The organism is Bacillus sp. GZB (genome assembly GCF_001975995.1).
GTDB classification, from domain to species: Bacteria; Bacillota; Bacilli; order Bacillales; family Bacillaceae; genus Bacillus; species Bacillus velezensis.
Genome location: NZ_MTQG01000010.1, coordinates 157643 through 179572, shown reverse-complemented (window position 1 = coordinate 179572; position 21930 = coordinate 157643). Strand labels below are relative to the sequence as shown.

26 protein-coding genes and 1 pseudogene are annotated in these 21930 nt (G+C 48.0%); 17 read left to right on the top strand and 10 right to left on the bottom strand.

Annotated features, from left to right (window positions below):
- The first annotated feature begins 52 nt into the window (after window positions 1-52).
- From BXO87_RS01125 to BXO87_RS01110, 4 genes are all read left to right on the top strand, one after another.
- Window positions 53-562, top strand: a complete 510-nt coding sequence (locus BXO87_RS01125; protein WP_038457545.1) for a ferritin-like domain-containing protein — start codon at window positions 53-55, stop codon at window positions 560-562.
- 225 nt (window positions 563-787) lie between these two features.
- The gene (locus tag BXO87_RS01120; RefSeq protein WP_038457544.1) at window positions 788-1411 is read left to right on the top strand and encodes a TetR/AcrR family transcriptional regulator; all 624 of its coding nucleotides are present in this window, start codon (window positions 788-790) and stop codon (window positions 1409-1411) included.
- Window positions 1412-1426: 15 nt separating this feature from the next.
- The gene (locus BXO87_RS01115) at window positions 1427-2623 is read left to right on the top strand and encodes an MFS transporter (RefSeq protein ID WP_038457542.1); all 1197 of its coding nucleotides are present in this window, start codon (window positions 1427-1429) and stop codon (window positions 2621-2623) included.
- A 167-nt stretch (window positions 2624-2790) separates the two neighbouring features.
- The gene (locus tag BXO87_RS01110) at window positions 2791-3948 is read left to right on the top strand and encodes an AbrB family transcriptional regulator (RefSeq protein ID WP_025284526.1); all 1158 of its coding nucleotides are present in this window, start codon (window positions 2791-2793) and stop codon (window positions 3946-3948) included.
- A 35-nt stretch (window positions 3949-3983) separates the two neighbouring features.
- Here the strand turns inward: BXO87_RS01110 and BXO87_RS01105 are convergent, their stop codons facing one another.
- From BXO87_RS01105 to BXO87_RS01090, 4 genes are all read right to left on the bottom strand, one after another.
- Window positions 3984-4505: a MarR family transcriptional regulator gene (locus BXO87_RS01105; protein WP_007610496.1), complete on the bottom strand. Its 522-nt coding sequence runs from the start codon at window positions 4503-4505 to the stop codon at window positions 3984-3986.
- 88 nt (window positions 4506-4593) lie between these two features.
- On the bottom strand, window positions 4594-6072 hold the full coding sequence (locus BXO87_RS01100) for a monooxygenase (protein ID WP_038457541.1): 1479 nt from the start codon (window positions 6070-6072) through the stop codon (window positions 4594-4596).
- 147 nt (window positions 6073-6219) lie between these two features.
- Complete coding sequence (lepB, locus tag BXO87_RS01095; RefSeq protein WP_007610493.1) at window positions 6220-6735, bottom strand: signal peptidase I; 516 nt, start codon at window positions 6733-6735, stop codon at window positions 6220-6222.
- Window positions 6732-7358, bottom strand: coding sequence for a TVP38/TMEM64 family protein (locus BXO87_RS01090; RefSeq protein ID WP_038457539.1), 627 nt, complete (start codon window positions 7356-7358; stop codon window positions 6732-6734). Before BXO87_RS01090 ends, lepB begins: the two co-directional genes overlap by 4 nt.
- 152 nt (window positions 7359-7510) lie before the next feature.
- On the opposite strand from BXO87_RS01090, the gene BXO87_RS01085 reads away from it, so the two are divergent.
- The 4 genes from BXO87_RS01085 (at window position 7511) to BXO87_RS01070 (ending at window position 10016) form a co-directional block, all read left to right on the top strand.
- Window positions 7511-7870, top strand: coding sequence for a YhjD family protein (locus tag BXO87_RS01085; RefSeq protein ID WP_029325958.1), 360 nt, complete (start codon window positions 7511-7513; stop codon window positions 7868-7870).
- 120 nt (window positions 7871-7990) lie between these two features.
- Entirely contained in the window at window positions 7991-8191 is a 201-nt protein-coding gene (locus tag BXO87_RS01080; protein ID WP_007409181.1) for a DUF3311 domain-containing protein, read from the top strand.
- On the top strand, window positions 8188-9657 hold the full coding sequence (locus BXO87_RS01075) for a sodium:solute symporter family protein (RefSeq protein ID WP_038457538.1): 1470 nt from the start codon (window positions 8188-8190) through the stop codon (window positions 9655-9657). The genes BXO87_RS01080 and BXO87_RS01075 overlap by 4 nt, the downstream gene beginning before the upstream one ends.
- A gap of 41 nt (window positions 9658-9698) precedes the next feature.
- Complete coding sequence (locus BXO87_RS01070; RefSeq protein WP_003155166.1) at window positions 9699-10016, top strand: YbjQ family protein; 318 nt, start codon at window positions 9699-9701, stop codon at window positions 10014-10016.
- Between the two features lie 32 nt (window positions 10017-10048).
- On the opposite strand, the gene BXO87_RS01065 is transcribed toward BXO87_RS01070, so the two are convergent.
- Entirely contained in the window at window positions 10049-10318 is a 270-nt protein-coding gene (locus tag BXO87_RS01065; protein ID WP_038457536.1) for an excalibur calcium-binding domain-containing protein, read from the bottom strand.
- Window positions 10319-10513: 195 nt separating this feature from the next.
- Here BXO87_RS01065 and BXO87_RS01060 point away from each other — a divergent pair, with 195 nt between their 5' ends.
- A complete protein-coding gene (locus tag BXO87_RS01060) occupies window positions 10514-11224 on the top strand; it encodes a YrpD family protein (protein ID WP_029325960.1) in 711 nt (236 codons plus the stop codon).
- 228 nt (window positions 11225-11452) lie between these two features.
- Here the strand turns inward: BXO87_RS01060 and BXO87_RS01055 are convergent, their stop codons facing one another.
- From BXO87_RS01055 to BXO87_RS01040, 4 genes are all read right to left on the bottom strand, one after another.
- Complete coding sequence (locus tag BXO87_RS01055; protein WP_038457534.1) at window positions 11453-11962, bottom strand: MepB family protein; 510 nt, start codon at window positions 11960-11962, stop codon at window positions 11453-11455.
- 122 nt (window positions 11963-12084) lie between these two features.
- The gene (locus tag BXO87_RS01050; RefSeq protein ID WP_038457532.1) at window positions 12085-12456 is read right to left on the bottom strand and encodes an iron chaperone; all 372 of its coding nucleotides are present in this window, start codon (window positions 12454-12456) and stop codon (window positions 12085-12087) included.
- A gap of 26 nt (window positions 12457-12482) precedes the next feature.
- Window positions 12483-12851, bottom strand: a complete 369-nt coding sequence (locus tag BXO87_RS01045) for an iron chaperone (protein ID WP_012117235.1) — start codon at window positions 12849-12851, stop codon at window positions 12483-12485.
- A 145-nt stretch (window positions 12852-12996) separates the two neighbouring features.
- Window positions 12997-13575 carry a competence protein ComK gene (locus BXO87_RS01040; protein ID WP_003155179.1) on the bottom strand — a complete coding sequence of 193 codons (579 nt, stop codon included), beginning with the start codon at window positions 13573-13575 and terminating at the stop codon, window positions 12997-12999.
- A gap of 315 nt (window positions 13576-13890) precedes the next feature.
- Between BXO87_RS01040 and BXO87_RS01035 the strand changes: the two genes are divergently transcribed.
- Window positions 13891-14124 carry an IDEAL domain-containing protein gene (locus BXO87_RS01035; protein WP_032874382.1) on the top strand — a complete coding sequence of 78 codons (234 nt, stop codon included), beginning with the start codon at window positions 13891-13893 and terminating at the stop codon, window positions 14122-14124.
- 30 nt (window positions 14125-14154) lie between these two features.
- Here the strand turns inward: BXO87_RS01035 and BXO87_RS01030 are convergent, their stop codons facing one another.
- Window positions 14155-15012 (bottom strand): SDR family oxidoreductase, encoded by an 858-nt coding sequence (locus BXO87_RS01030; RefSeq protein WP_038457531.1) that lies wholly within the window; start codon window positions 15010-15012, stop codon window positions 14155-14157.
- A 124-nt stretch (window positions 15013-15136) separates the two neighbouring features.
- Here BXO87_RS01030 and BXO87_RS01025 point away from each other — a divergent pair, with 124 nt between their 5' ends.
- From BXO87_RS01025 to BXO87_RS01000, 7 genes and pseudogenes are all read left to right on the top strand, one after another.
- Window positions 15137-16660, top strand: coding sequence for an FAD-dependent oxidoreductase (locus BXO87_RS01025; protein WP_038457530.1), 1524 nt, complete (start codon window positions 15137-15139; stop codon window positions 16658-16660).
- Window positions 16564-17316: pseudogene (locus tag BXO87_RS21230) on the top strand (protoglobin domain-containing protein); the annotation flags it as partial. The gene BXO87_RS01025 and the pseudogene BXO87_RS21230, both read left to right, overlap by 97 nt.
- Window positions 17317-17559: 243 nt before the next feature.
- Entirely contained in the window at window positions 17560-18075 is a 516-nt protein-coding gene (locus tag BXO87_RS21225; protein WP_369878811.1) for a methyl-accepting chemotaxis protein, read from the top strand.
- A 130-nt stretch (window positions 18076-18205) separates the two neighbouring features.
- Window positions 18206-18763, top strand: a complete 558-nt coding sequence (locus tag BXO87_RS01015) for a biotin transporter BioY (protein WP_038457524.1) — start codon at window positions 18206-18208, stop codon at window positions 18761-18763.
- A gap of 11 nt (window positions 18764-18774) precedes the next feature.
- Complete coding sequence (locus BXO87_RS01010; RefSeq protein WP_038457522.1) at window positions 18775-20211, top strand: acyl-CoA synthetase; 1437 nt, start codon at window positions 18775-18777, stop codon at window positions 20209-20211.
- Window positions 20199-21290 (top strand): acetyl-CoA C-acyltransferase, encoded by a 1092-nt coding sequence (locus BXO87_RS01005; RefSeq protein WP_038457519.1) that lies wholly within the window; start codon window positions 20199-20201, stop codon window positions 21288-21290. Before BXO87_RS01010 ends, BXO87_RS01005 begins: the two co-directional genes overlap by 13 nt.
- Window positions 21291-21341: 51 nt before the next feature.
- Window positions 21342-21917, top strand: coding sequence for a histidine phosphatase family protein (locus tag BXO87_RS01000; protein WP_007610462.1), 576 nt, complete (start codon window positions 21342-21344; stop codon window positions 21915-21917).
- Window positions 21918-21930: the final 13 nt, after the last annotated feature.

Here is a 21930-nt window from a genome sequence, read left to right as displayed (position 1 = left end):
TGTCACGGGCTGCCGCCGTATAATACCCTATAAACATCCGGGGGTGAGTCCAATGCACGAGAATTTTTTTCATTATACAGCCATCTGCAGTGACGATTCTGTGCTTATCAAGGATCTGGTAAAATCCATAAACGGTGAATACAGCGCTGTGATTTGCTACTCAATATTAGCCGAAAAAGCGCCGACCGCAGAAATCAGAAGACGAATCGAACATATCAGAGAAGAAGAAGTGCGCCACCTGCACGCTTTTTCTTCTCTGTATACGTCAATTACCGGAAAACAATTGACGCCGAAACAGACGGAGCATTGTCCGCACACATACAGAGAAGGACTGAGGGCGGCGTTTTATGATGAGCAGAAAACGAATGATTTTTATTTGCAGGCATCCGATAGAGCGGTGCATCCGGAAGCGAAGCAGTTATTTGCCCGCACGGCATTTGACGAGCAGCGTCATGCCGTCTGGTTTTTATACGATATGGCCCACTCTCCTTCCCACCATACAGGGGGAACAGTATCAAACGCGCCGAACACAAGCTACACCGGGGTAAATACCGGAAAATAACCGTTCAGGCAGATCACGCTCCCCCGCCGGGAGTCTTCAGACCGCAGACAAACCCCGTTCTTTCAACATGAGAGAATGGGGTTTACTTTTCGAGCTGCGTGATACTCTCTAAAAAACGGATAACTTCTTCATTGTATAATCAGCAAAAACCTTTTATAATAAAATAAACCAACCGGTCGGTTTCTAAGAAGCCGAACCTCATTTGGCGGAAAGGATCTGTGTGAAGTGACAAATACAAAAGGCGGTGCCGGAAAGAGCGAAAAGACGAAGAACAGGCTCGTATCCGCTTCGCGTGACTTATTTGCAAAAAAAGGATATTCAGAAACATCGATTCGGGATATTTTAGAGGCGGCCGAAATCAGTAAAGGCAATCTATATCACCATTTTAAAGGAAAAGAGTTTCTGTTTCTTCATATCATGGAAGAGGATCACCGCGTGATGATCGAGACGTGGAGGGAAATGGAAGCTGATCTGAAAGATGCTGCCGAAAAGCTGGCGGGCTTTGCGGAGCTGCTCAGCCGGATGAGCATTAATTACCCGCTTATGAGAGCAAGCGAAGAGTTTTATGCGAGTGCGTTTACGTCAGAGGAGGTCGTAAAACGTCTCAATAAAATTGATATTGAATACGACGATGTGATGAGAGAGATCTTAACAGAGGGAAATCAAGACGGCAGCTGGTCCATTCATCATGTCGAATCAAAAGTGAAAATCCTGCTGTCCGTCTTCTACGGTTTAGATGTGTTATATAAAAACGATACCATTCAGCAAAGAATCGAATTGCAAAAAGAAGCCATCTCCGTGTTTATTCACGGAGTCATCAATGCTAATCAACAGAATCAAGACAGCTGACAAAGGAGAAACAACATGCAAAAACCGATCAGAGAACAAAAGGCTGTACTCATCATCTTATTAAGCAACATATTTATTGCGTTTTTAGGCATCGGATTGATCATTCCCGTTATGCCGCTGTTTATGAATGTGATGCACTTGACGGGGAGCACAATGGGATACCTTGTCGCTGCCTTCGCCGTCGCGCAATTAATTGCATCCCCCATTGCGGGGAGATGGGTTGACCGCTTCGGCAGAAAAATCATGATTCTCGCCGGACTGTTTTTATTCGCATTATCCGAACTGACCTTCGGATTGGGCACACATGTCTCCATTTTATATTTCGCAAGGGTGCTGGGGGGCATCAGTGCCGCTTTTATCATGCCCGCTGTTACAGCGTATGTCGCAGATATTACGACGGTGCAGGAAAGATCGAAGGCGATGGGCTATGTATCTGCCGCCATCAGCACAGGGTTTATCATCGGGCCCGGCATAGGAGGATTTATTGCCGATCACGGCGTTCGTATGCCGTTTTTCTTTGCGGCGGGAATTGCATTTATCGCAGTGATTTCCTCTGTCTTTATGCTGAAAGAGCCGTTAACTAAAGAAGAACGCGCAAAGCAGCTGGAAAGCGTCAAAGAATCAACCTTCTTAAAAGATTTGAAAAAGTCGATTCATCCAAACTACTTGATCGCCTTTATCATCGTTTTTGTTTTGGCATTCGGACTGTCGGCGTACGAAACGGTATTCAGCTTATTTACAAACCATAAATTCGGCTTCACACCAAAGGATATCGCCATTATTATTACGTTCAGCTCCATTGTGGCGGTCCTCATTCAAGTGCTCGCGTTCGGCAGACTTGTCAACTTCCTCGGGGAGAAAAAAGTCATCCAGCTTTGTCTGGTCATCGGCGCTGTGCTGGCTTTCGTTTCTACGGTGATGTCAGGATTTTTGCCGGTGCTCGCTGTCACTTGCATCATTTTCCTTGCGTTTGATTTACTGCGCCCGGCACTGACTACTTATCTATCGAAAATCGCAGGAAACCAGCAAGGGTTTGTTGCCGGTATGAACTCAACATACACGAGTTTGGGCACCATTTTCGGCCCGGCTCTGGGCGGTATTTTATTTGATATGAATATTCATTTCCCGTTTCTGTTCGCAGGTGTGGTTTTATTTCTCGGTCTGGGATTGACCTTTATGTGGAAAGGAAAAGCGGGCGAGGTTTCGGAGTAGGGTGCACTCACCCACCTCCGGAGCTTTTTTTATGTTTGTGATAAGAAAAATGAATGGATTATGAGAAATAATTCATTATTTATTTATCTCAAAATCTATACTATAGTAATAGTAAGGTTAACGAGCTTAACAATTTAATATGAATGTTTCAGGAAGAAGGGTTTTCATTGAAGAAAGACAAACATCTCCTTACGGATATCTGGTTTATTCTCATCAGTGCGGCAGGGGGGTTTCTTCTTTCGCTTACAGGGATGTCGATCGCCTGGATGCTCGGAACGCTGGCCGCCGGCTGCATCCTCTCCATGACGAGGCCCCGCTGGCTGTTCATGGCGCCTGACAGAAGAGGGATTCACCGCAGATGGCTTGCGGCGGGACAAATGATCCTCGGCATCGAACTCGGCCAGAAACTGAACCTGTCCGTTCTGTCGGTTTTACGGGAGCATTGGCTTCCGGTAGGCTTCATGCTGATTTTCTCTATCGTGATGGCGCTTGTTTCCGGATATGTGCTCTTTCGGTTCAGCCGGACGGACATGATGACAAGCTTTGTAGGCACGGCGCCGGGCGGTTTATCCGCCATGCCGGGTATCGCCCAGGAAGTCGGCGCAAACACCGCGATTGTAAGCCTTATTCAGCTGACGCGCGTCCTTTTGGTCGTCATGACAATACCGTTTCTCGTCATTTTCTTATTTACCAAACAAAACGGTGCGGCTCAGACATCAGCCGGAGCCGTTTCGGCAGGAGCTTCACATCCGGGCCTTACTCCCGTCTTGTTAACGGCCGGATTTATTTTGGCTGCCTGGCTTGCAAGCAAAGGCGCAAAACGGCTGAAATTTCCGGCCCCTTGGCTGCTCGGCAGCATGATCGGCGTTGCTGCTGCGGAAATCGGCGTGTCCGCCTTGGCGGGCAAAGACATGCTGGCCTGGTGGCCGCCGGAAGCGAACCAGCTGTCACAAATTTTTCTCGGCGCCACAATCGGATCAAAAATGTACAAAAGCATGTTCACCGGCGTGACGAGAGTGCTGACCGTCGGATTTATTTCTTCCGTCGGATTAATCGCCGCCATGATTCTGAGCGCGGTTGCGGTTTCTAAATTAACGGGCATCTCCATGATTACATCTGTTCTCGCCTTTTCTCCCGGCGGGATCGCCGAGATGGCGGCGACTTCGATCACCCTGCACGAAGACTCGACTTTCGTCGTCGCAGTTCAGGTCATCCGGATCGTTCTCGTCATCGCCATGCTTCCGCCCTTCTATCGGCTGCTGCACCACCTTTCTCAGCTGAAACGGGCACACGGCGAAAGAGGCCGGGCAGAAAGAGGAACATGATCCGAATAAAAAACACGCATATGGATGCGTGTTTTTTATTTGAACAGCTCTCCGCCGCCATTTACAGACCGCCAGTTTGCTGAAAGATCACGGAACAGCCGTTCAGCAAATAACAGTTCTTCATCTGTATAGCGGTCTAAAAACGCCAAGAGCCGGTTTTTTATCAATTCATGATATTCATGATGAAGGGAATGCAGCTCTTTCCCGGCAGGAGTCAGCCGGAAATAGACTTCTTTTTTATTGTCGCTCAGCCGGGTCCTGCGCAGAAAGCCGGCTTCCAAAAACTTCGCGCAGCTTCTCGACACGGTCGGCTTTGTCGTCTTCATTTTTTCCGCTATTGACGTGACATTGATCGGTTCATGATCTCCGATACACGACAAAATGTGAATTTCCGTCAAGGTCAGCTGTAATTTTTTCCCGTTTTCTTCACGGAGTTCGTCCATCCGTCCGGCCAACGACGCCCTGATGTCCTCCTGACACCTCTCCTGCTCGTGAAAAATATCTGTCAGCCTTTCAAGAATCATGTGTTTTGCATGGTCTGGCTGTCTTCTGTCCAACTGCTGAGTCACCCTTCCGTATTGATTGTTTCTTTTACTATAACGTTTTGTTACATAAGAAACAATCACACAGGCGCATAAAAGGGTATCAGATGAACCCCCATCTCTCCAAACCGGCCAGAACGGCTTCTTCCGCTTCACGTCCCGCGCCGCCGGCTGCCCATGCAGCGTGGCCGTCCGGCCGGATTAAAACGGTGTGGACGTCACTCCAATCGGCACGTGTTTCAGCAAGCTCCGCCCTGACAGCTGCCACGCTGTCCTTATCAATACCGGCGGGAATGCTCCCTCTTAATGACAGAAGCACAAAGGCGCCCTTATGAAGAAAATCATACAGCCGGGCCGGCCGCCCGTCATGAAGGGTCAATTCGATATCCGGCAGACGTTTTCCGTTCAGGGTATGCGGCGGCAGCTCCGCATCCGGTTCATAATGCAGATCAAGCGCGGATACTTTTCCCGCCAATAAACGGTTGGACTCCTGAACATCCAGCAAATCGGTCATCGTTTCTCTTAATGCCATCCCCGACTCGGTAAAATCCATGAGCTTTATCTGCGTTTTGATATTGTGCAACACTTCTTTTCCTGTGCTGTGCCTTTCCTGATGATAGCTGTCCAGAAGGTGAGGCGCCGCTTTCCCCTTCATTTGCGCCGCCAGCTTCCAGCCGAGGTTGAAGGCATCCTGAAGCCCTGTGTTCAGCCCTTGGCCGCCTGCGGGAAAATGAATGTGCGCCGCATCACCGGCCACAAAAACCCGGCCGGAGCGGTACTGCTCAGCCTGACGCTCGGCATTGCCGAACCGCGACATCCATACCGGATCACTCAATCCGAAATCAGTGCCGCATATCCGCCGCAGGTCTTCTTTCAGCTCATTTTCGGTGACCGGCTCTTCCTTCCGCTTTTGCGGGACGTGCGGAGAAACGATGAGGACGCGGAAAAGTCCGTCCGTAAGAGGGATAATCACAACCGATCCCTCCAGGCGGCACGTTGAAAAAAAGGAAGATTCGGGCGGGTGTTTCAAAGCGGCATCACAGAGGGCTCCTGTTAAGTCGGCATCAGTGCCCGAAAAAGCGATGCCTGCCTGTTTCCGGACAATGCTCCCCGCTCCGTCTGTACCCGCGGCATATAAGCTGTGAAGAGTGCGGACCCCGCTTTCGTCCCGGAACACCGTCTCCACTCCGTCATCCGTCTGGGTGACAGCCACCGCTTCCGCCCCGCGGATGATGTCTGCGCCGAGACTTGATGCATACTCCTCCAAAATCCGCTCCGTTTCTGCCTGAGGCAGCATTAACGAATAATTCTGCTTCGTATCCAGCCGAGAAAAATCCAGCCGTGTATCCAGCATGGAAAAATGGCCGGAAGACACCTTCGTCCCTTTTTCCAAAAAGCGTTCCAATATGCCTCTCATGGCAAAAAGCTCAAGTGTGCGCGGATGCATGATAAGCGCTTTGGAATATGGCACCGTCTTCTTCAATCGTTCAATGACAGTCGTTTTCACTCCGGCCAGCGCCAGTTCTGATGCAAGCATAAGCCCGACCGGACCTCCCCCGATAATGGCAGCCTGTGTTTTCATCTCATCAGCCCCCTTTCATATTTTTGTTACACACGTAACAAAATCACTAAAAAAATAAACGCTTCTTTTTTTGTTTCGCGCGTAACAATTTTCATTATAGTCTTTCCTCTGCTTTTTTACAATCATTTCTGAAAAAAAAGACGCCGTTCACTTGGCGTCTGATTCACTGATGACTCCGACAATGTCTTTATCCTTAATCGGACCGAAATGACGGCTGTCGAGGCTGTATATGCGGTTGTCGCCAATAACAAAGTATTGTCCCTTCGGTATGCTTTTGCGCCCGGTCGTTTCCTTCAGCGTATAATCACCGGTCACATGGCTCCCGGCGGACAATGATGACTTTAACGGTTTTAAAAACGGTTCCGCCACCCGTTTTCCATTCACATACAGCTGATCCTCCCTGTATGCGATTGACTCGCCGGGGAGCCCGATAACTCGTTTGATCAGCACTTTGCGATGCGGGCCTTTAAACAGGACAATATCGAAACGGCGGATCGTTTTGTAACGATGAGAAAACTTGTTGACCAGCAGCTCATTTCCTTGTTTAAAGGTCGGATTCATGCTGATTCCTTCGACTTTATAATCAATAAAAATGGCATTCTTTAATTGTATGGCCAAAACAACGATAAGCACGCCGGCTATAAACCAAAATCGTTTTTTCAAGATTCCTGTCTCCCTCCGTCTTTCTCATGCTGACTGATTCTCGTCTGTAAACGCCGTTCGATATGCTTTCCGGCATACCACAGCACCCCGATCACCGTTATGGCGCCCGCCATCCTGATAGGCTGTGTCATGAGCGCGTGAAGATCATACCCGATAAAGCTGATCATAAAGATCATGACCATTTTCCCCATAGCGGCTGCTGATATAAACTGCAGCGCCCCCACCCGTGACAGACCGGCAACGATATGAACCGCAGCGGACGGCGTAAAGGGGAAGCAAAGCAAAATAAACAGCGGACCGAAACCGTGCCGCTCAACCCAGAGCATCATCCGCCTTATGGTCTGATGCCTGCGGATGAAACTGAAAGCTCTTTTCTGTCCGAAACGGCGGACGGCATAAAACATCAGCATCGATCCTGCCGCAGACCCGAGCCATGACAGAAAAAAACCTTCCCACAAACCAAATGCATTCGTATTCGCCACTACAAATACAACGAGCGGCAAAAACGGAAGAAACGCTTCAATAAAAGGCAGTGCAGCCGCAGCCGCCGGGCCGAAAGCTCTATAGCTTTGGAACCATTCCGTCAGCTGTTCCTCAGTCAAATATGATAAAAAATGCTCCAACGTTTATACTCCTTAACGAGTTTGTCTATCCTTATTCTACACATTATCTCCAAAAAACGAAAATGTTTACGAGATTTTCCGCCTTGAAATATCGTGTAAGCGAGTATAAAATAAGAACAAACGTTCTCTTTTTTAAGAAAGAAGGAGTATTTATGCCTGACATCCGGAGCGGCACCCGCGATCTCATCGAAAAAGGGCTGTTTCTGCCCATGGCGGCTGCCATCCTGAACCGGGACCTCGAAGCGCTTGATTCGTGCCCGTTCAAATTAAAACAACCCTATAAACAGCTTATCGGCTGCTCTTTAAAATTAGCACAAAAGGATTTGAGTGATGTTCGAAAAGAGTTAAGAAAGCGTAAAATTAAAATATACGAAGCGGAAAGAGACGAAGCATTTACGCTTTATATATGCACCATTAACGGCTATGAAGAAAAACACCGTTATTTCAACCCGAGAATACGGGAACAGGTAACCGCCTTATTAGAATATTACCTGTCTCTTGCGACCATTTAAAAAGCAGCCGGGACTGCTTTTCCTTTTCAGTTGATAAATTTCAGACTATTCACACTATACATTCGACATGATTTTCTTTATAATCGGGACACGCTGTTTTCAATGAAAAGGAGGAATGTTATGAAACTGATTCATGTTCTCGCCGCCCTGCCCTTTTTCGGAATTCTCGCCGGCATTCCATTTGCCAACCGGGTGACGCCTTATGTTTTCGGAATGCCTTTCATTCTCGCGTATGTCGTCATCTGGGCGGTGCTGACTTCCGTTCTGATGGCCGCCGTTTACAAATTGGACAAAGAAAACAAGGCGGGTGAGGCGGAATGAACGCAGCATTTCCCGTAATGGCCGCCGTGCTCCTGTTTTGTGTATATCTCGGAATCCGGGCCCGAAAAGGAAAAAATATGGACCTTGAACAATGGACGGTGGGCGGACGCGGCTTCGGCACGATGTTTGTCTTTTTATTAATGGCGGGAGAAATATACACGACCTTTACATTCCTCGGCGGAAGCGGATGGGCTTACGGAAAAGGAGGCCCCGCCTTTTATATTATCGCGTACGGCTGCCTTGCCTACATTTTGTCATATTGGCTTCTGCCAGCGGTGTGGACTTACGCCAAACAACACAAACTGATGTCGCAATCAGATTTTTTCATTTCAAAATACAACAGCCCGCTCCTCGGCATTCTCGTATCGCTCGTCGGCATCGCATCCCTCATCCCCTATCTCGTCCTGCAGCTGAAAGGGCTCGGATTAATTGTTTCAGCAACGTCATACGGACAGATTCCGCCCTCAGCCGCTGTCTGGATCGGCGCTGTCTCCATCACGATTTATGTGATGATATCAGGAATCCACGGTTCGGCGTGGATATCAGTCGTTAAAGATATCATGATTTTAGGCATCGTCCTGTATTTAGGCATTTACTTGCCCATTCATTACTATGGCGGGTTTACGGAGATGTTCAAACAAATTGACGCCGCAAAACCCGGTTTTCTCACGCTGCCGGAAACCGGACAGAGCGTTTCCTGGTTCAGCTCAACGGTTTTGCTGACCGCCCTCGGCTTTTATATGTGGCCCCATACATTTGCCGCTTCCTATTCGGCGGAGCATCCGCGGGTGTTTCGGAAAAACGCAATCATCATGCCTCTTTATCAGCTCGTCCTGCTGTTTGTCATCTTTACCGGATTTGCGGCGATTCTGCAGGTGCCCGGTTTAAAAGGGGCGGACACGGATCTCGCCTTATTAAAGCTGTCTGTGAAAACCTTTGATCCCTGGTTTGTCGGACTGATCGGATCGGCGGGCATTCTGACGGCGCTTGTACCCGGTTCAATGATATTAATGGCCTCAAGCACGCTGTTCGCCAAAAATGTGTACAAAGCCATTCTGCCCGGCACGACTGACAAAAAAGTCTCACGGCTCGCAAAATACGCCGTACCCGTCATCGCGCTGATATCCGTATATTTTACGCTGAAAGGCGGAAATACCATCGTCACCTTGCTTTTAATGGGCTACAGCCTTGTCACCCAGCTTTTCCCCGCCCTCTTATTCAGCCTGCCGAAGCGGCGTTTCATCACAAGCCACGGCGCTTTTGCCGGCATAACGGCCGGGGTCGGAACGGTGGCCTTCATTACGCTGACCGAATCAACCATCGGAACCCTCTTTCCGTTTCTCCCGCAGATCGTTAAGGATATGAATACAGGCATCATCGCACTGGTTCTGAACATTGCCGTCATGTTTGCAGTCAGCGCCGCAGTCAGAAAAAAACAAATCGGCGCAGCCGAAAAGGCGGCTTAAATGGTAAGATAGCGGTAAGATACACGAAAGGGGAAAAACGCATGATCATGACAACGACCGAAACCGTCGCCGGAAAACAGATTACAGAAGTGAAAGGCTTGGTGACAAGCAGTATCGTCCAGTCCAGACACATCGGCAAAGACTTGCTTGCAGGCTTAAAATCTGTCGTCGGCGGCGAATTGAAAAGCTATACTGAAATGCTGGAAGACTCCAAAAAAGCGGTGAAAGAGCGGCTGATCAGAGAGGCGGAGCAGCTCGGAGCGAACGCCATCGTCGGCCTGCGGTTCGAACTGACCGCAGGACAGAACACATCCGAATTAATCGGATACGGAACCGCCGTCACCGCCGAATCCATTTAAAAAAACAAGCCTCTTTAAAGAGGCTTGTTTTTTTATTTCTCACATGCGATATAGTCTTTATCTCGGTCAAGTTTTTTATTTGCATTGTAAAGCGCTTTTGATACATACGGCTTGTACTTTGTTCTGCCGCCCTTGTTTTTCACTTTCGACGATTTGGCCACGCCGCCCTTATACACCTTATTCAGCGCCTTGCAGTTTTGATACGTTTTTACCTTTGTTTTCGCTTCTGCCGTCTGCCCCGCTCCGTATGAACAACCGAACACCAGACCGAAAGACAAAAGAACAGCTGCCGTCTTTTTCATTTCTATCCTATCCCCTTTCCTGAATCATGCTGTATTGCTGAACATATCATAGTTCAAATAATCTCCATTTACAAGATAAATAGGAAAATAGTTTTAATTTACGTCCGCCCGTATATCTTTTATGGAATTTTTCCCAAAACCTTTTATAATATGAATTGATAGCGCTATCTGACTATGATGATAGGAGGAGAAATGATGATGAAAAAAGGGCTTCTTGCGGGTGTTCTCACTTCAGCCGTTCTATTCGGCGCATGTACGGCGGATATTCCGGGGTTGATCAGTCCCAATACGGCGGAAGCGGCGTCCCAGCTCAGCAAAGGAATCGGCGGAAGGGCCTACCTGAACAGCACGGGCTCAGTTCTCGTCACGAAAATTCAGCTTCCAAGCTCGATTCAGGTGTCAAATGGGACAGCCTATATTTACTCAGGATTTACCGGAGGCACAGAGGCTGATATCGGACTTCAGTACAGTGACACCTATCATGTATGGAAACCGATCATGAAAGTCGGTTCAAAGGGACAAGGCCAGGTCCGGTATCTGGAAGGAGAAAGCCAATTCACCTATACGAAAGGCTTCCGGCCCGGCAGCACCGTACAGCTGACCATTTACAAAAATCTGAACGGCAATACCCGCGCCACATATTGGGGCACGAATAATGACGGATACACCGGCCGCATCATCTCAGAACTCGCCCAAACAAATGTAGGCTCTGTTTCAAAATGGAAAGCGCTCGCCACCGTCGCGGTCACATCAGAGGATCAGCGCCCTTACATCAAATCAAACTTCTCAACAGCCTTTACGAACATCACGATCGACAATAAAGCAGTCACACCTGTGATTGATACACAGGATTTTGCCAAATTGACAGTGTCAGGCAGCAGCGTCAGCATGTCTGTCGTCAAATAAAGAATGTTGAACGCACGATTTCTGACATCGTGCGTTTCGTGAGGGTCTGCCGGATACGCAAATCCCTTATTTTTCGGATGACGTTTAATAAACAAACTCTGTTACATTCAAAATGTCGATTTCTATATAACAATTAGAGGAACCTCATTTGCTGAGGTTCCCCGTTATTCTCCAACTCACGCACCGGTTAACTTCACATACTGTCAGCCGGCTCAGGGCTGTCCAATTTTAGTTAGAATATAGCTTTAACAGGTCTTGTGCCGGAAAACGATCTGCATCGTTCGCTTCAACAAAATATGCCAACTGCCATTTTTGTGTTTCGATAGCTTGTTTGCTAGTGGGATTTTCCCATTCAGGGTAAACTCTAATTGCCATTTTTCCTTTTGCAGCGGCTGTTTTAAGGATATTTTGCTTTACAAGAACTTCTTTTGGAAAAACAAATTGTCCAAAATGATGATTACTGGCAAAAGTATTGATAACCAATAAATCAGCAGCTTTTTCATATGAAAAGGCTTGGTTTTTACCATCTCCGTCTTTTTCCCAAAAAGCAACAAACTGTCCTATCTTGTTTGGCGTTATTTTTGCGACTCTGAATCGAACTGATGTTGAATTCAGTTGAAACATACCGGCCCCATACTCTGAGTTTTGAGCTTCTTCTTGAATATCATGTATCGTTAAGTGATTTGGTTCATAAAAAATTTTATTTACATATGTTAACGCCTTATAAAATCCATTCACTGCTTCGTACTCCTTATTTTTTATAGTACGTCATCCATTGCTTCTTGATTAAAATGGGCTGATCATGTGTTTCCAATAAAAAAACAGCCCTCCTCAGGGTTGTTTTTTTAACATTTCTTTCATTATTTCCGCCAAAATACTGAGCAGTCCGCCTTATCCTGAATATTGAATTGAATCATGCGTTCAAGCAGCTCATAATGCACCGGTTCACTCCATTGAATTCTGAACAAACGGGAAGTGGCGCTGTAGCTGGCACGGGCAATCTCGTCGGCAAAATGCGCAATTCCCGCTTCTTCGGGGGAAACACTTACATGATGCTTTGCTGCCGCAAAGCCGATAATAAAGGTGCCGTGATCGGTAAACATCGGCGTGTTCCACTTGATCTGCGCTTCTAAGTTCGGAAATTGGTCAGCCGTCCACGACAGGATTTCCTCCATTCGCAGACGATGATCAGGGCTGTCGATACTTGATAAATAGTCTTTGAAAACGTCCATGTCTTCCTCCTTCAACATCACGTCCGCTAGCGCCAAAACCCCGGATTTTCAGCTTTTTCTTTGATGTTAAATTCGATGATCTTCTTTAGCAGATCATAGTGCACCGGATCAGTCCATCGAATTCTGAACAGGCGCGAAGAAGCGCTGTACCCGGCCTGGGCGATGTCATCGGCAAAATGCTCCATCGTCTCTTTTTCAGGCAAAATGCTCAAATGATTTTTTGCCGCAGCAAACATAATGATATAGGTGCCGTGATCGGTAAATGTCGGTTTGTTCCACTTGATCTGCGCTTCTAAGTTCGGAAATTGGCCAGCCGTCCACGACAAAATTTCCTCTGCTTTGAGACGGTGATCCGGGTTATCGATTCCTGATACATATTTTGCAAACACATCCATGCCCATCTCTCCTAAAATGAAATATCATTACTCTTTACATCATCATAGCCAACAGACGGACACGATACAACTCTGCCCGGGCATGTAAATCGAAAAAAGCCCTCCCCAAAAGGAGAGGACCCGTCCCTTCACATCACAGCTTTCTCTAATATCTCTCCCCCAGCTCCCGCAAAATAAAGTCGTAGATCATTCTTGTCCGCTCTTCTTTCGGATACAGCATGAATTCCTGCCGCTTCGGGATATGACTGCCCATCCTGTCCTGAAAAGTGGTTCTGAGATAGGCGGTTCTGTAAACCTGATTTTCAAAAGAATGATAGGATACTTCCAGTTCCATCGTTTTGCCGTTTGAGAACGTGACCGCTGTGTCATCAAATGCCGTCGGTTGAAAATCTTTAACGTGCACATGCGATATCCAGCCGCATTGAGGCCTTGCAGAAGAAAGTGTAGGGAATAAAAAGATGTGATTTGAAGGGTCCACCATAATCGGCGGCTTGTGAGAAATTTTAATCGCTTCATATGTTCCCGCTTTTCTCCCGGCATAGCTGGAGCCAAAGTAGCGGCAGCTTCTGTCGATGATGTGAATCGGCTTCATGCTGACATACAGAATGCAGTCTTTTTCAATGACCTTCGACCCCATTTTACCGTCTATTTCCTCAGGCAAAACAGCGATGGTTGAACGATTTACTTCATAGCTTTCTAAGGGTGCGTGTGTTTTCTGGCACATGATGTGCAGCCTCCAATCCTTTTCTTGAAAATTTATACTAATAATCTATCATCTGTCATTGAAAAACGACAGGTTTTTTTTGAATATAGCTAAAAATCACCTTTTAAAGATGTAATTTAGTCTTAAATTACTATTTAAATATTATTTTTCTTTTTCATTTCACCTCATTTATACAACGATCATTTTCGTTTTTTCGTCAATTTGCAGGATATGTCGATATATTTCCAAGTATTAGTTGTCTAAAGATTATAAAAATTAATTGATTTTTCCGGCCGTTATCCATATACTATAAAAAAGGCATTGGGGGGATTCTTTATGAAAGAGAAAAAGTCGTACACTGAGCTCATGAAGTCCCGCAACACGCAAAAAGCAAACGAATTCGATGTGACAATGGCCGATATTTACATTCAAATGGTGCTTGATGAATCCTTGTATAAACGCCGGATCGCCATACTGACAATGCAGATTAATAAGGCGCTTGATGATAAAAATAAAGAAGCGTTCCTCACGCTTTCAAAAGAATATGCAGCACTCAAACAGAGTGAATAAGCCAATCCATATGGATTGGCTTTTTTTACATTATCCGTTTACGATGGTGCCGCCGTTCACATGAATCGTCTGTCCCGTGACATAGGAAGAATCATCGCTTGCTAAGTACAAATAGCTCGGCGCCACTTCAACAGGCTCTCCCGGGCGCTGCATCGGCACGTCTGAGCCGAAGACTTCCACTTCCTTCGCCGAGAAGCTCGCCGGGATCAGCGGCGTCCAGATCGGCCCCGGCGCCACTGCGTTTACCCTGATGCCCTGAGTGACAAGAGATTGGGAAAGAGATCTTGTAAACGTGACGATCGCCCCTTTTGTCGCTGAATAGTCAATCAATGTTTTGTGGCCTTTATAGGCGGTAATGGAAGCCGTATTAATGATTGAACTTCCTTTTTTCAGGTGAGGGAGCGCGGCTTTCGTTAAGTAAAACATTGAAAAAATATTCGTCTGAAACGTTCTGATGAGCTGGTGGCTCGTGATTTTCTCAATCCCCGGCTGCACGTGCTGCTCACCCGCGTTGTTGACCAGGATGTCAATGGAAGGAAAGGCTTGGCCCGCCTGGCGGATGACATCGTTGCAAAAGGCTTCGTCGCCGACATCCCCTGCGATCAGCAGACACTTCGCCCCCTCTTTTTCTACATATTGCTTCGTCTCTTCGGCATCCTGATGCTCATCAAAGTAAACGATGACCACATTAGCGCCTTCCTTCGCGAATAAAACGGATACGGCGCGGCCGATCCCGCTGTCTCCGCCCGTGATGATCGCCGTTTTCCCTTCAAGTTTTTTCACCGCTTTCGGTTTGTCAAAAACGGGGCGCGGGTCCATTACATATTCAAAGCCCGGCTGCCGGTTTTGATGCTGCGGCGGCAAGGTTTTCTTCTTCTGATTAGCCATTTTGATCACTCCTTTACATTAATTACTATATTATGAGTAATTTGAGCAACTTATACGAATTTCATGTATGAACAGAGTCTTATTGGAAAAATTAAGAATATACAACAGAGGAGGTAAATCTGAATTGACTACTTTTTCAAACGAGGAACCGGCTTCCTATTGGAAAGCAACAGCTGACATTCCTTCCTTTCCCGCTCTCACTGAAGATACGGAATGTGACGTTGCGGTTATCGGCGGAGGAATTACGGGCCTGACAACGGCATACGAACTGACGAAAAGAGGTTTCCGTGTCGCTGTCATTGAAGCAGACCGGATTTTAAACGGGACGACCGCGGGAACGACCGCAAAAATCACCGCCCAGCATGATTTCATCTATGCCGATCTTATTCAGCAGATCGGCCTGACCAGCGCAAGGCTGTATTTCGAAGCCCATCTCCGCGCCATGGAAGACATGAAGCAGATTATGCAGGACCTTTCGATTGAATGCAGACTGGCTGAACAAGACGCATATCTTTACACCAATACAGAATCAGGCGCCAAAAAAATCCGCAGCGAGCAGGAAGCTTATACCAAGCTCGGCATTGAACACGAGCTTGTGAAAGAACTTCCCGTCCCCGTTGATTGCAGGCTCGGTCTCGCCATGAAGAATCAGGCGCAATTCCATCCGCTTTTATATGGTGCGGCGCTCGTCAAAGAGATCGTTAAAAACGGGGCGCGGATTTTTGAACAGACGGCTGCGATCGACATAAAAAAAGAACCGCAGCCGGAAGTGGTCACGAAAAACAGACACGGCATCAAGTGCAGCTACATTGTCTGCTCTTCCCACTTTCCTTTTTATGACGGAGGCGGGCTTTATGCCGCCAGAATGTATGCCAGCAGATCCTACGTACTCGCGGTAAAACCGAAACAAGCGTATCCGGACGGGATGTATCTCAGCATAGACAAGCCGTCCAGATCACTGCGATACACCGATTTGAACGGTGAAAAACTGGTTCTTGTCGGCGGCGAAAGCCACAAAACAGGCCAAGGAAAAGAAATGTCCGAGCATTACGAAGCGCTGAAACAATTTGCGGAAGACACAATCGGGGTTGAAAGCATCCCATATCATTGGTCTGCACAAGACCTTGTCACCATTGACAAAATTCCGTTCATCGGTCCCATCTCAGGCGATGAAGAACATATTTTGGCGGCGACCGGTTTTAAAAAATGGGGCATGACAAGCTCAGCGCTCGCCGCGAAGCTTTTGGCTGATCATATTCAAAACAAAAAGAACCCGTTTTCCGGCCTGTTTATTCCGTCACGCTTCCACGCAGATCCGGGACTGAAAAAACTGATTTCTTATAATGCCGACGTGGCCAAACACCTTATCTCAGGCAAACTTGAGAGGCCGGACGCTTCACCTGAGACTCTTCGGCCCGGGGAGGGAAAAATCGTTACGGTAAACGGCAAACGGGCCGGCGCCTATAAAGATGAAAAAGGCTGTCTGCATCTTGTCGATACGACATGCACCCATTTAGGCTGTGAGGTTGAATGGAATGACGGCGAACGGACGTGGGACTGTCCTTGTCACGGGTCCCGGTTCACACCCGACGGCGCGGTTGCCGAAGGTCCCGCCATCAAGCCGCTGAAACGCCTCAGCCAAGATTGACTAAACCATTCTGTACGAATGGTTTTATTTTTTTCTGCATTAAAATATTTTTATCAGATTCCTTCATTCAAGTTCCTTCCATACCGATAAAAAGAAAAAGAGAATATCTGGGGGAACTTATATTGTTATTTAAAAAAGACCGCAAAAAAGAAACAGCTTATTTTTCAGAAGCCGATGGAAAAAAACGCATCGCGCTTTCAAATCAATATGCAGATGTCCAAAAACAGCTGAAAATGGTCAGGCTTGGAAACGAAGAACTTCATGTGCTTGAAGAGCTGCAGCCGTTAATTAAAGAACATATCTCAACAATCGTCGATTCCTTTTACCGAAATCTAGATCACGAAAAATCATTAATGACGATCATTAATGACCACAGCACGGTCGAGCGCCTGAAAAAAACATTACGGCGTCATATCCATGAGATGTTTGCCGGCACGATTGATGATGAATTCATTGAAAAAAGACAGCGCATCGCTTCCATCCACTTGCGGATCGGCCTTGAACCGAAATGGTATATGGGAGCGTTTCAGGATCTGCTTCTGTCGATGATGAACATATATGAGGCAGCAATCCCGGATTTGCACGAGCTTTTAAAAGCGATCAAAGCGACGACGAAAATATTGAATCTTGAACAACAGCTCGTTCTTGAAGCATTCCAGACTGAATATAACTGCCAGCGTGACGAACAAGAGGAAAAGAAAGCCCGTCTTCATCAAAAAATCCAGGAAACATCCGGATCACTCGCTGATTTGTTTTCAGAAACGAGCAGAGCCGTGCAGGAGCTGGTCGATAAATCCGAGGGCATTTCCGAGGCGTCAAAAGCCGGAACCGTCACTTCCGTACATGTCGAAGAAAAATCAATCGGCGGAAAAAAAGAGCTTGAAAGCCAGCAGAAGCAGATGAATAAAATCGACGCCAGCCTTCTGCAGATTGAAGAAGAAATGGACAAGCTGAATGACATCGCCCAGCAGATCGAAAAAATCTTCGGCATCGTGACGGGGATCGCCGAGCAAACGAATCTCCTGTCACTCAACGCTTCAATAGAATCTGCGAGAGCCGGTGAGCACGGCAAAGGGTTCGCCGTTGTCGCGACGGAGGTAAGAAAGCTTTCAGAGGATACGAAAAAAACCGTTTCCACCGTATCAGAGCTCGTGAACAATACCAATACACAAATCGACATCGTGTCCAAACATATTAAAGATGTAAACGGACTTGTAAGTGAAACGAAAGAAAAAATGGCGCAGATCAACCGTTTGTTTGATGACATCGTCCAAAGCATGAAAACGAGCAAAGACCAGACAGGCAAAATCGACGTTGATTTGCAGGCCTTTCTCGGCGGTCTTCAAGAAGTCAGCCGCGCCGTATCCCACGTTGCATCATCCGTTGATTCACTTGTTATCCTTACAGAAGAATAAAGATAAACCGACCGGCCTTTTTCAAAAAGGGCCGGTCTTTTTAATGTTAACTTAAAATATAATAGAGTTGACATATATAAAGACTCGCTTTATTGTATAAACATATTTTGATAAGCTGGAGGAATACATAATGAAATTGACAGAAATGATGCATATTGCCGTGTTTACCGCCATTATGGGACTTTTGGGGATGCTCCCGCCGCTTTTCTTATCCTTTACGCCGGTTCCGATTACACTTCAGACGATCGGTGTGCTCTTATCGGGAAGCATCCTAAAACCGAAAGCGGCGTTTTTAAGCCAATTGCTGTTTTTGCTGATTGTGGCATGCGGAGCGCCTCTCCTTTCAGGCGGCAGAGGCGGGTTCGGGGTTTTTTTCGGGCCGAGCGCCGGATATCTCATCGCATATCCGCTGGCGGCATTACTGCTGAGCCTCAGCATCCAAGGCCTTCGCTCAGCTGCTGTCCCCCATTTGTTTATCAGACAGTTCTTGTTCGGCGTGCTGTTTTTGTATGTCATCGGCATTCCCGTTCAGGCTTTTATAATGCACATTGATATCTTGACTGCCGTAAAGCTCAGCCTCATCTATGTGCCCGGAGATCTGCTTAAAGCGGCCGCAGCCTCATTCGCAGCCGTAAGAATCAGAAAAACTCTTCAAGCAAGCCGGCTTTTGCCGACGAAAGGAAGCTGATTTTAGTCATCATGATTACATCATCATATTCAGATACAGCCGGACAAGCGCCGGAACAGATCGCAATTCAGACAGAAACAGAACAGATCACCTATCAAACTTGGAACAGGCTAGTCAACCAAACCGCAAACTGGCTTGGCAGCCTTTCAGGAAAGCCGGAAAACATTGCAATATTACTGCCGAACGGCATCCCATTTTTACAACTTTTCGCAGGCGCGGCGCATGCCGGCTGCACGGCGGTTCCGTTAGATCCCCGCTCGGCAGCGGCGGAACTCGCGGATCAGCTGAACATCAGCAAAACCGACCTCGTCATCTGTGACCGCCGGCTGAGCGGCAGACTGGACGGCGTCAAAACGCCTGTCATCCTGTGGGATGAATGCAGGCCTTTGATCGAGGCGGAAAAAACGGAAGGCGCTTTGATCAAAAACGCCGGCCTGCCCTTTTATATCGGATTCACCTCGGGATCGACCGGTAAGCCGAAAGCCTTCACCCGCTCTCACCGTTCGTGGCTGGAGAGCTTTTCTTGTACGAAACGTGAATTCGGCATTTCCCCTGATGACAAAGTGCTGGTACCGGGCACGCTTCGCTCGTCACACTTTTTATACGGCGCCGTCAGCACTTTGTTTATCGGCGGAACCGTCATCCTTCAAAGAAAATTCAATCCGGCCGGAATGAAAGACCGGCTCAGACAAGCTGACGTTCTATATACCGTTCCGACAATGACGGACGCCCTGCTCTCACTAGAGGCGTTTCCGGATACACCGCTCAAAGTGATTTCTTCCGGTGCAGACTGGCCCGCTTCGTCAAAACAAGCGCTGTCAGAGCGCTATCCCCATTTGCGGTTGTACGATTTTTACGGAACGTCTGAGCTGAGTTTCGTGGCGTTCTTATCGCCTGAAGACAGCGCCCGAAAGCCTGACGCCGCGGGCCGTCCGTTTGAAAATGTTACAATCGAAATCCGCCGCCCCGGAGGAGAGCGCTGCATACCGGGCGAAACGGGGAAGATTTTTGTGAACAGCCCGATGAAATTTTCCGGATACATCAACGGCGCAAAACCTGATGATTCCGGCTGGATGACGGTTGATGACATGGGATATATCGATCGTGAAGGCTATCTTTATATCGAAGGACGTGAAAACGGGATGATCGTATCAGGCGGCCTGAATGTATTCCCCGAAGAGATAGAACGTGTGCTCAACCGCTGTCCGGGCGTCAGAAAAGCGGCCGTCATCGGCATTCCTGATGATTATTGGGGCAGTATCGCCGTTGCGGTGATCGACGGACATGCAAATGTAAAGGAACTGAAGAAACAGTGCCGCGAGCATCTGGCGGCATATAAAATCCCGAAAAAATGGCTGTTTTCAGAAATACCGGAAACAGCCGGCGGAAAGATCGCCCGTGCCGCCGTACAAAAGCTGGCAAAGGACATGATGGAATGGAAGCTGTAATTACGGATGCGAAACGGACGATTTTCGCCCGGGAAAACGGCCTGTTAAAAGACTGTCTCCCAGAAGATTTGGCAGCTCCGCTGATTCGCCATTTGAGCCGGAACACGCCCGAAGACATTGATGAAGTCCTGATCGGAAACGCGACGGGCCGCGGCGGGAATCTCGCCCGGCTGTCAGCCTTGGCCGCCGGACTTCCTTTGAGCGTGTCCGGTACGACCATCGACAGGCAGTGCGGCTCCGGACTGGACGCCGTGAGGGTCGCGTGCCACTTTGTCAAAGCCGGCGCGGGAAGCACGTACATCGCGGGAGGAGCGGAGAGCAGCAGCCGTTCCCCTTTCTCATCCCGGGCGCGCTTTTCTCCTGAACACATCGGCGATCCTGATATGGGCATAGCGGCCGAATATACGGCACAGGCTTACGGCGTAACGAGAAAGATGCAGGACGAATATGCCCTTCTCAGCTATGAACGGAGCGTCAAAGCGCACGAAGACGGCTTGTACCGCCGGGAAATTCTTCCCTGTCACGGATTCGCCGCTGACGAAAACATGCTGAAAAAGCGGAACATGGAGCCTCTCATCTCCCGTGCCAAACCCGTCTTTCAGTCCGGAGGCTCTGTCACCGCCGCCAACAGCTGCGGAATTTCTGACGGGGCGGCGGCAGTTTGTGTGATGGAAGAACAAAAAGCGCGGTCTCTCGGTTTAAAGCCGGGATTGCGTTTTATCGGAAGCGCGGTAAGCGGCGTCCATCCGCATTATCCGTCATCAGCTCCGGTGTATGCCGTCAAAAAGCTTTTGAAGGAACGGGACCTGTCACCGGATGATATTGATATATACGAAATCAACGAGGCGTTTGCCGTCAAAATATGCGTTTTTTCACAGCAGCTTCGAGTGCCGTATTCTAAAATAAATGTCCGGGGCGGCGCTCTGGCGGTCGGGCATCCGTACGGGGCTTCCGGGGCGGCGCTTGTCACCCGGCTTTTTTATGAAGCAAAAAGACACCCGGATGCCCGCTACGCAGCAGCAGCAATCGGCAGCGGAGGGGGAGTCGGACTGGCGCTTCTCTTTGAAGTGTTAACGTAACGGCAGTATAATAGATGATATCGATAAAAAATTGATCGGAGTGGAGACTTTATGACTGCCGTTTGTTTAGTAAGACATGGAGAGACTGATTGGAACGCCCAAAAGAAACTTCAAGGCAAATCGGATATTCCGTTAAATGCGACGGGAGAGCGTCAGGCGAAAGAAACAGGAGAGTACTTAAAGGGGTCCGAATGGGATGTCATCGTCTCAAGCCCGATGAAACGGGCCAGAAAAACAGCTGACATTATTAACGGGTTTTTGAATCTTCCCATTGTCGTCATGGAAGATTTCAGAGAACGGAGCTACGGTGATGCGGAAGGAATGTCTTTACCGGAACGGTCGAAGCGCTACCCGGATAAAAACTACCCGAACATGGAGACCGCAGAAGAGCTGACAGACAGAATGCTTGCCGGTTTAGTGAAAGTTCAGGAGCGGTTTCCTGAGCAAAAAGTACTGATCGTCGCTCACGGCGCAGCCATTCACGCCCTCTTGTCCGCCATTTCAGACGGTGATACCGACATACAAAACGCTAAGCTTGTCAATGCGTGCCTGAGCAATATCGAACGAATTGAAAATAAGTGGCGCGTCAAAGATTACAATGTAAGCAGCCACCTGTCAGAATCATAACAAAAAGGCCCAA

Bases quoted from the DNA above. Each gene is read 5' to 3' on its own strand.
- BXO87_RS01010 (WP_038457522.1), top strand. From the start codon at position 18,775: ATGATTACATCATCATATTCAGATACAGCCGGACAAGCGCCGGAACAG.
- BXO87_RS01000 (WP_007610462.1), top strand. From the start codon at position 21,342: ATGACTGCCGTTTGTTTAGTAAGACATGGAGAGACTGATTGGAACGCC.
- BXO87_RS01050 (WP_038457532.1), bottom strand. From the start codon at position 12,456: ATGGACGTTTTCAAAGACTATTTATCAAGTATCGACAGCCCTGATCAT.
- BXO87_RS01015 (WP_038457524.1), top strand. From the start codon at position 18,206: ATGAAATTGACAGAAATGATGCATATTGCCGTGTTTACCGCCATTATG.
- BXO87_RS01005 (WP_038457519.1), top strand. From the start codon at position 20,199: ATGGAAGCTGTAATTACGGATGCGAAACGGACGATTTTCGCCCGGGAA.
- BXO87_RS21225 (WP_369878811.1), top strand. From the start codon at position 17,560: ATGAATAAAATCGACGCCAGCCTTCTGCAGATTGAAGAAGAAATGGAC.
- BXO87_RS01085 (WP_029325958.1), top strand. From the start codon at position 7,511: ATGCCTGACATCCGGAGCGGCACCCGCGATCTCATCGAAAAAGGGCTG.
- BXO87_RS01125 (WP_038457545.1), top strand. From the start codon at position 53: ATGCACGAGAATTTTTTTCATTATACAGCCATCTGCAGTGACGATTCT.
- BXO87_RS01040 (WP_003155179.1), bottom strand. From the start codon at position 13,575: ATGTGCCAGAAAACACACGCACCCTTAGAAAGCTATGAAGTAAATCGT.
- BXO87_RS01070 (WP_003155166.1), top strand. From the start codon at position 9,699: ATGATCATGACAACGACCGAAACCGTCGCCGGAAAACAGATTACAGAA.
- BXO87_RS01100 (WP_038457541.1), bottom strand. From the start codon at position 6,072: ATGAAAACACAGGCTGCCATTATCGGGGGAGGTCCGGTCGGGCTTATG.
- BXO87_RS01060 (WP_029325960.1), top strand. From the start codon at position 10,514: ATGATGAAAAAAGGGCTTCTTGCGGGTGTTCTCACTTCAGCCGTTCTA.
- BXO87_RS01080 (WP_007409181.1), top strand. From the start codon at position 7,991: ATGAAACTGATTCATGTTCTCGCCGCCCTGCCCTTTTTCGGAATTCTC.
- BXO87_RS01045 (WP_012117235.1), bottom strand. From the start codon at position 12,851: ATGGATGTGTTTGCAAAATATGTATCAGGAATCGATAACCCGGATCAC.
- BXO87_RS01035 (WP_032874382.1), top strand. From the start codon at position 13,891: ATGAAAGAGAAAAAGTCGTACACTGAGCTCATGAAGTCCCGCAACACG.
- BXO87_RS01065 (WP_038457536.1), bottom strand. From the start codon at position 10,318: ATGAAAAAGACGGCAGCTGTTCTTTTGTCTTTCGGTCTGGTGTTCGGT.
- BXO87_RS01075 (WP_038457538.1), top strand. From the start codon at position 8,188: ATGAACGCAGCATTTCCCGTAATGGCCGCCGTGCTCCTGTTTTGTGTA.
- BXO87_RS01115 (WP_038457542.1), top strand. From the start codon at position 1,427: ATGCAAAAACCGATCAGAGAACAAAAGGCTGTACTCATCATCTTATTA.
- BXO87_RS01030 (WP_038457531.1), bottom strand. From the start codon at position 15,012: ATGGCTAATCAGAAGAAGAAAACCTTGCCGCCGCAGCATCAAAACCGG.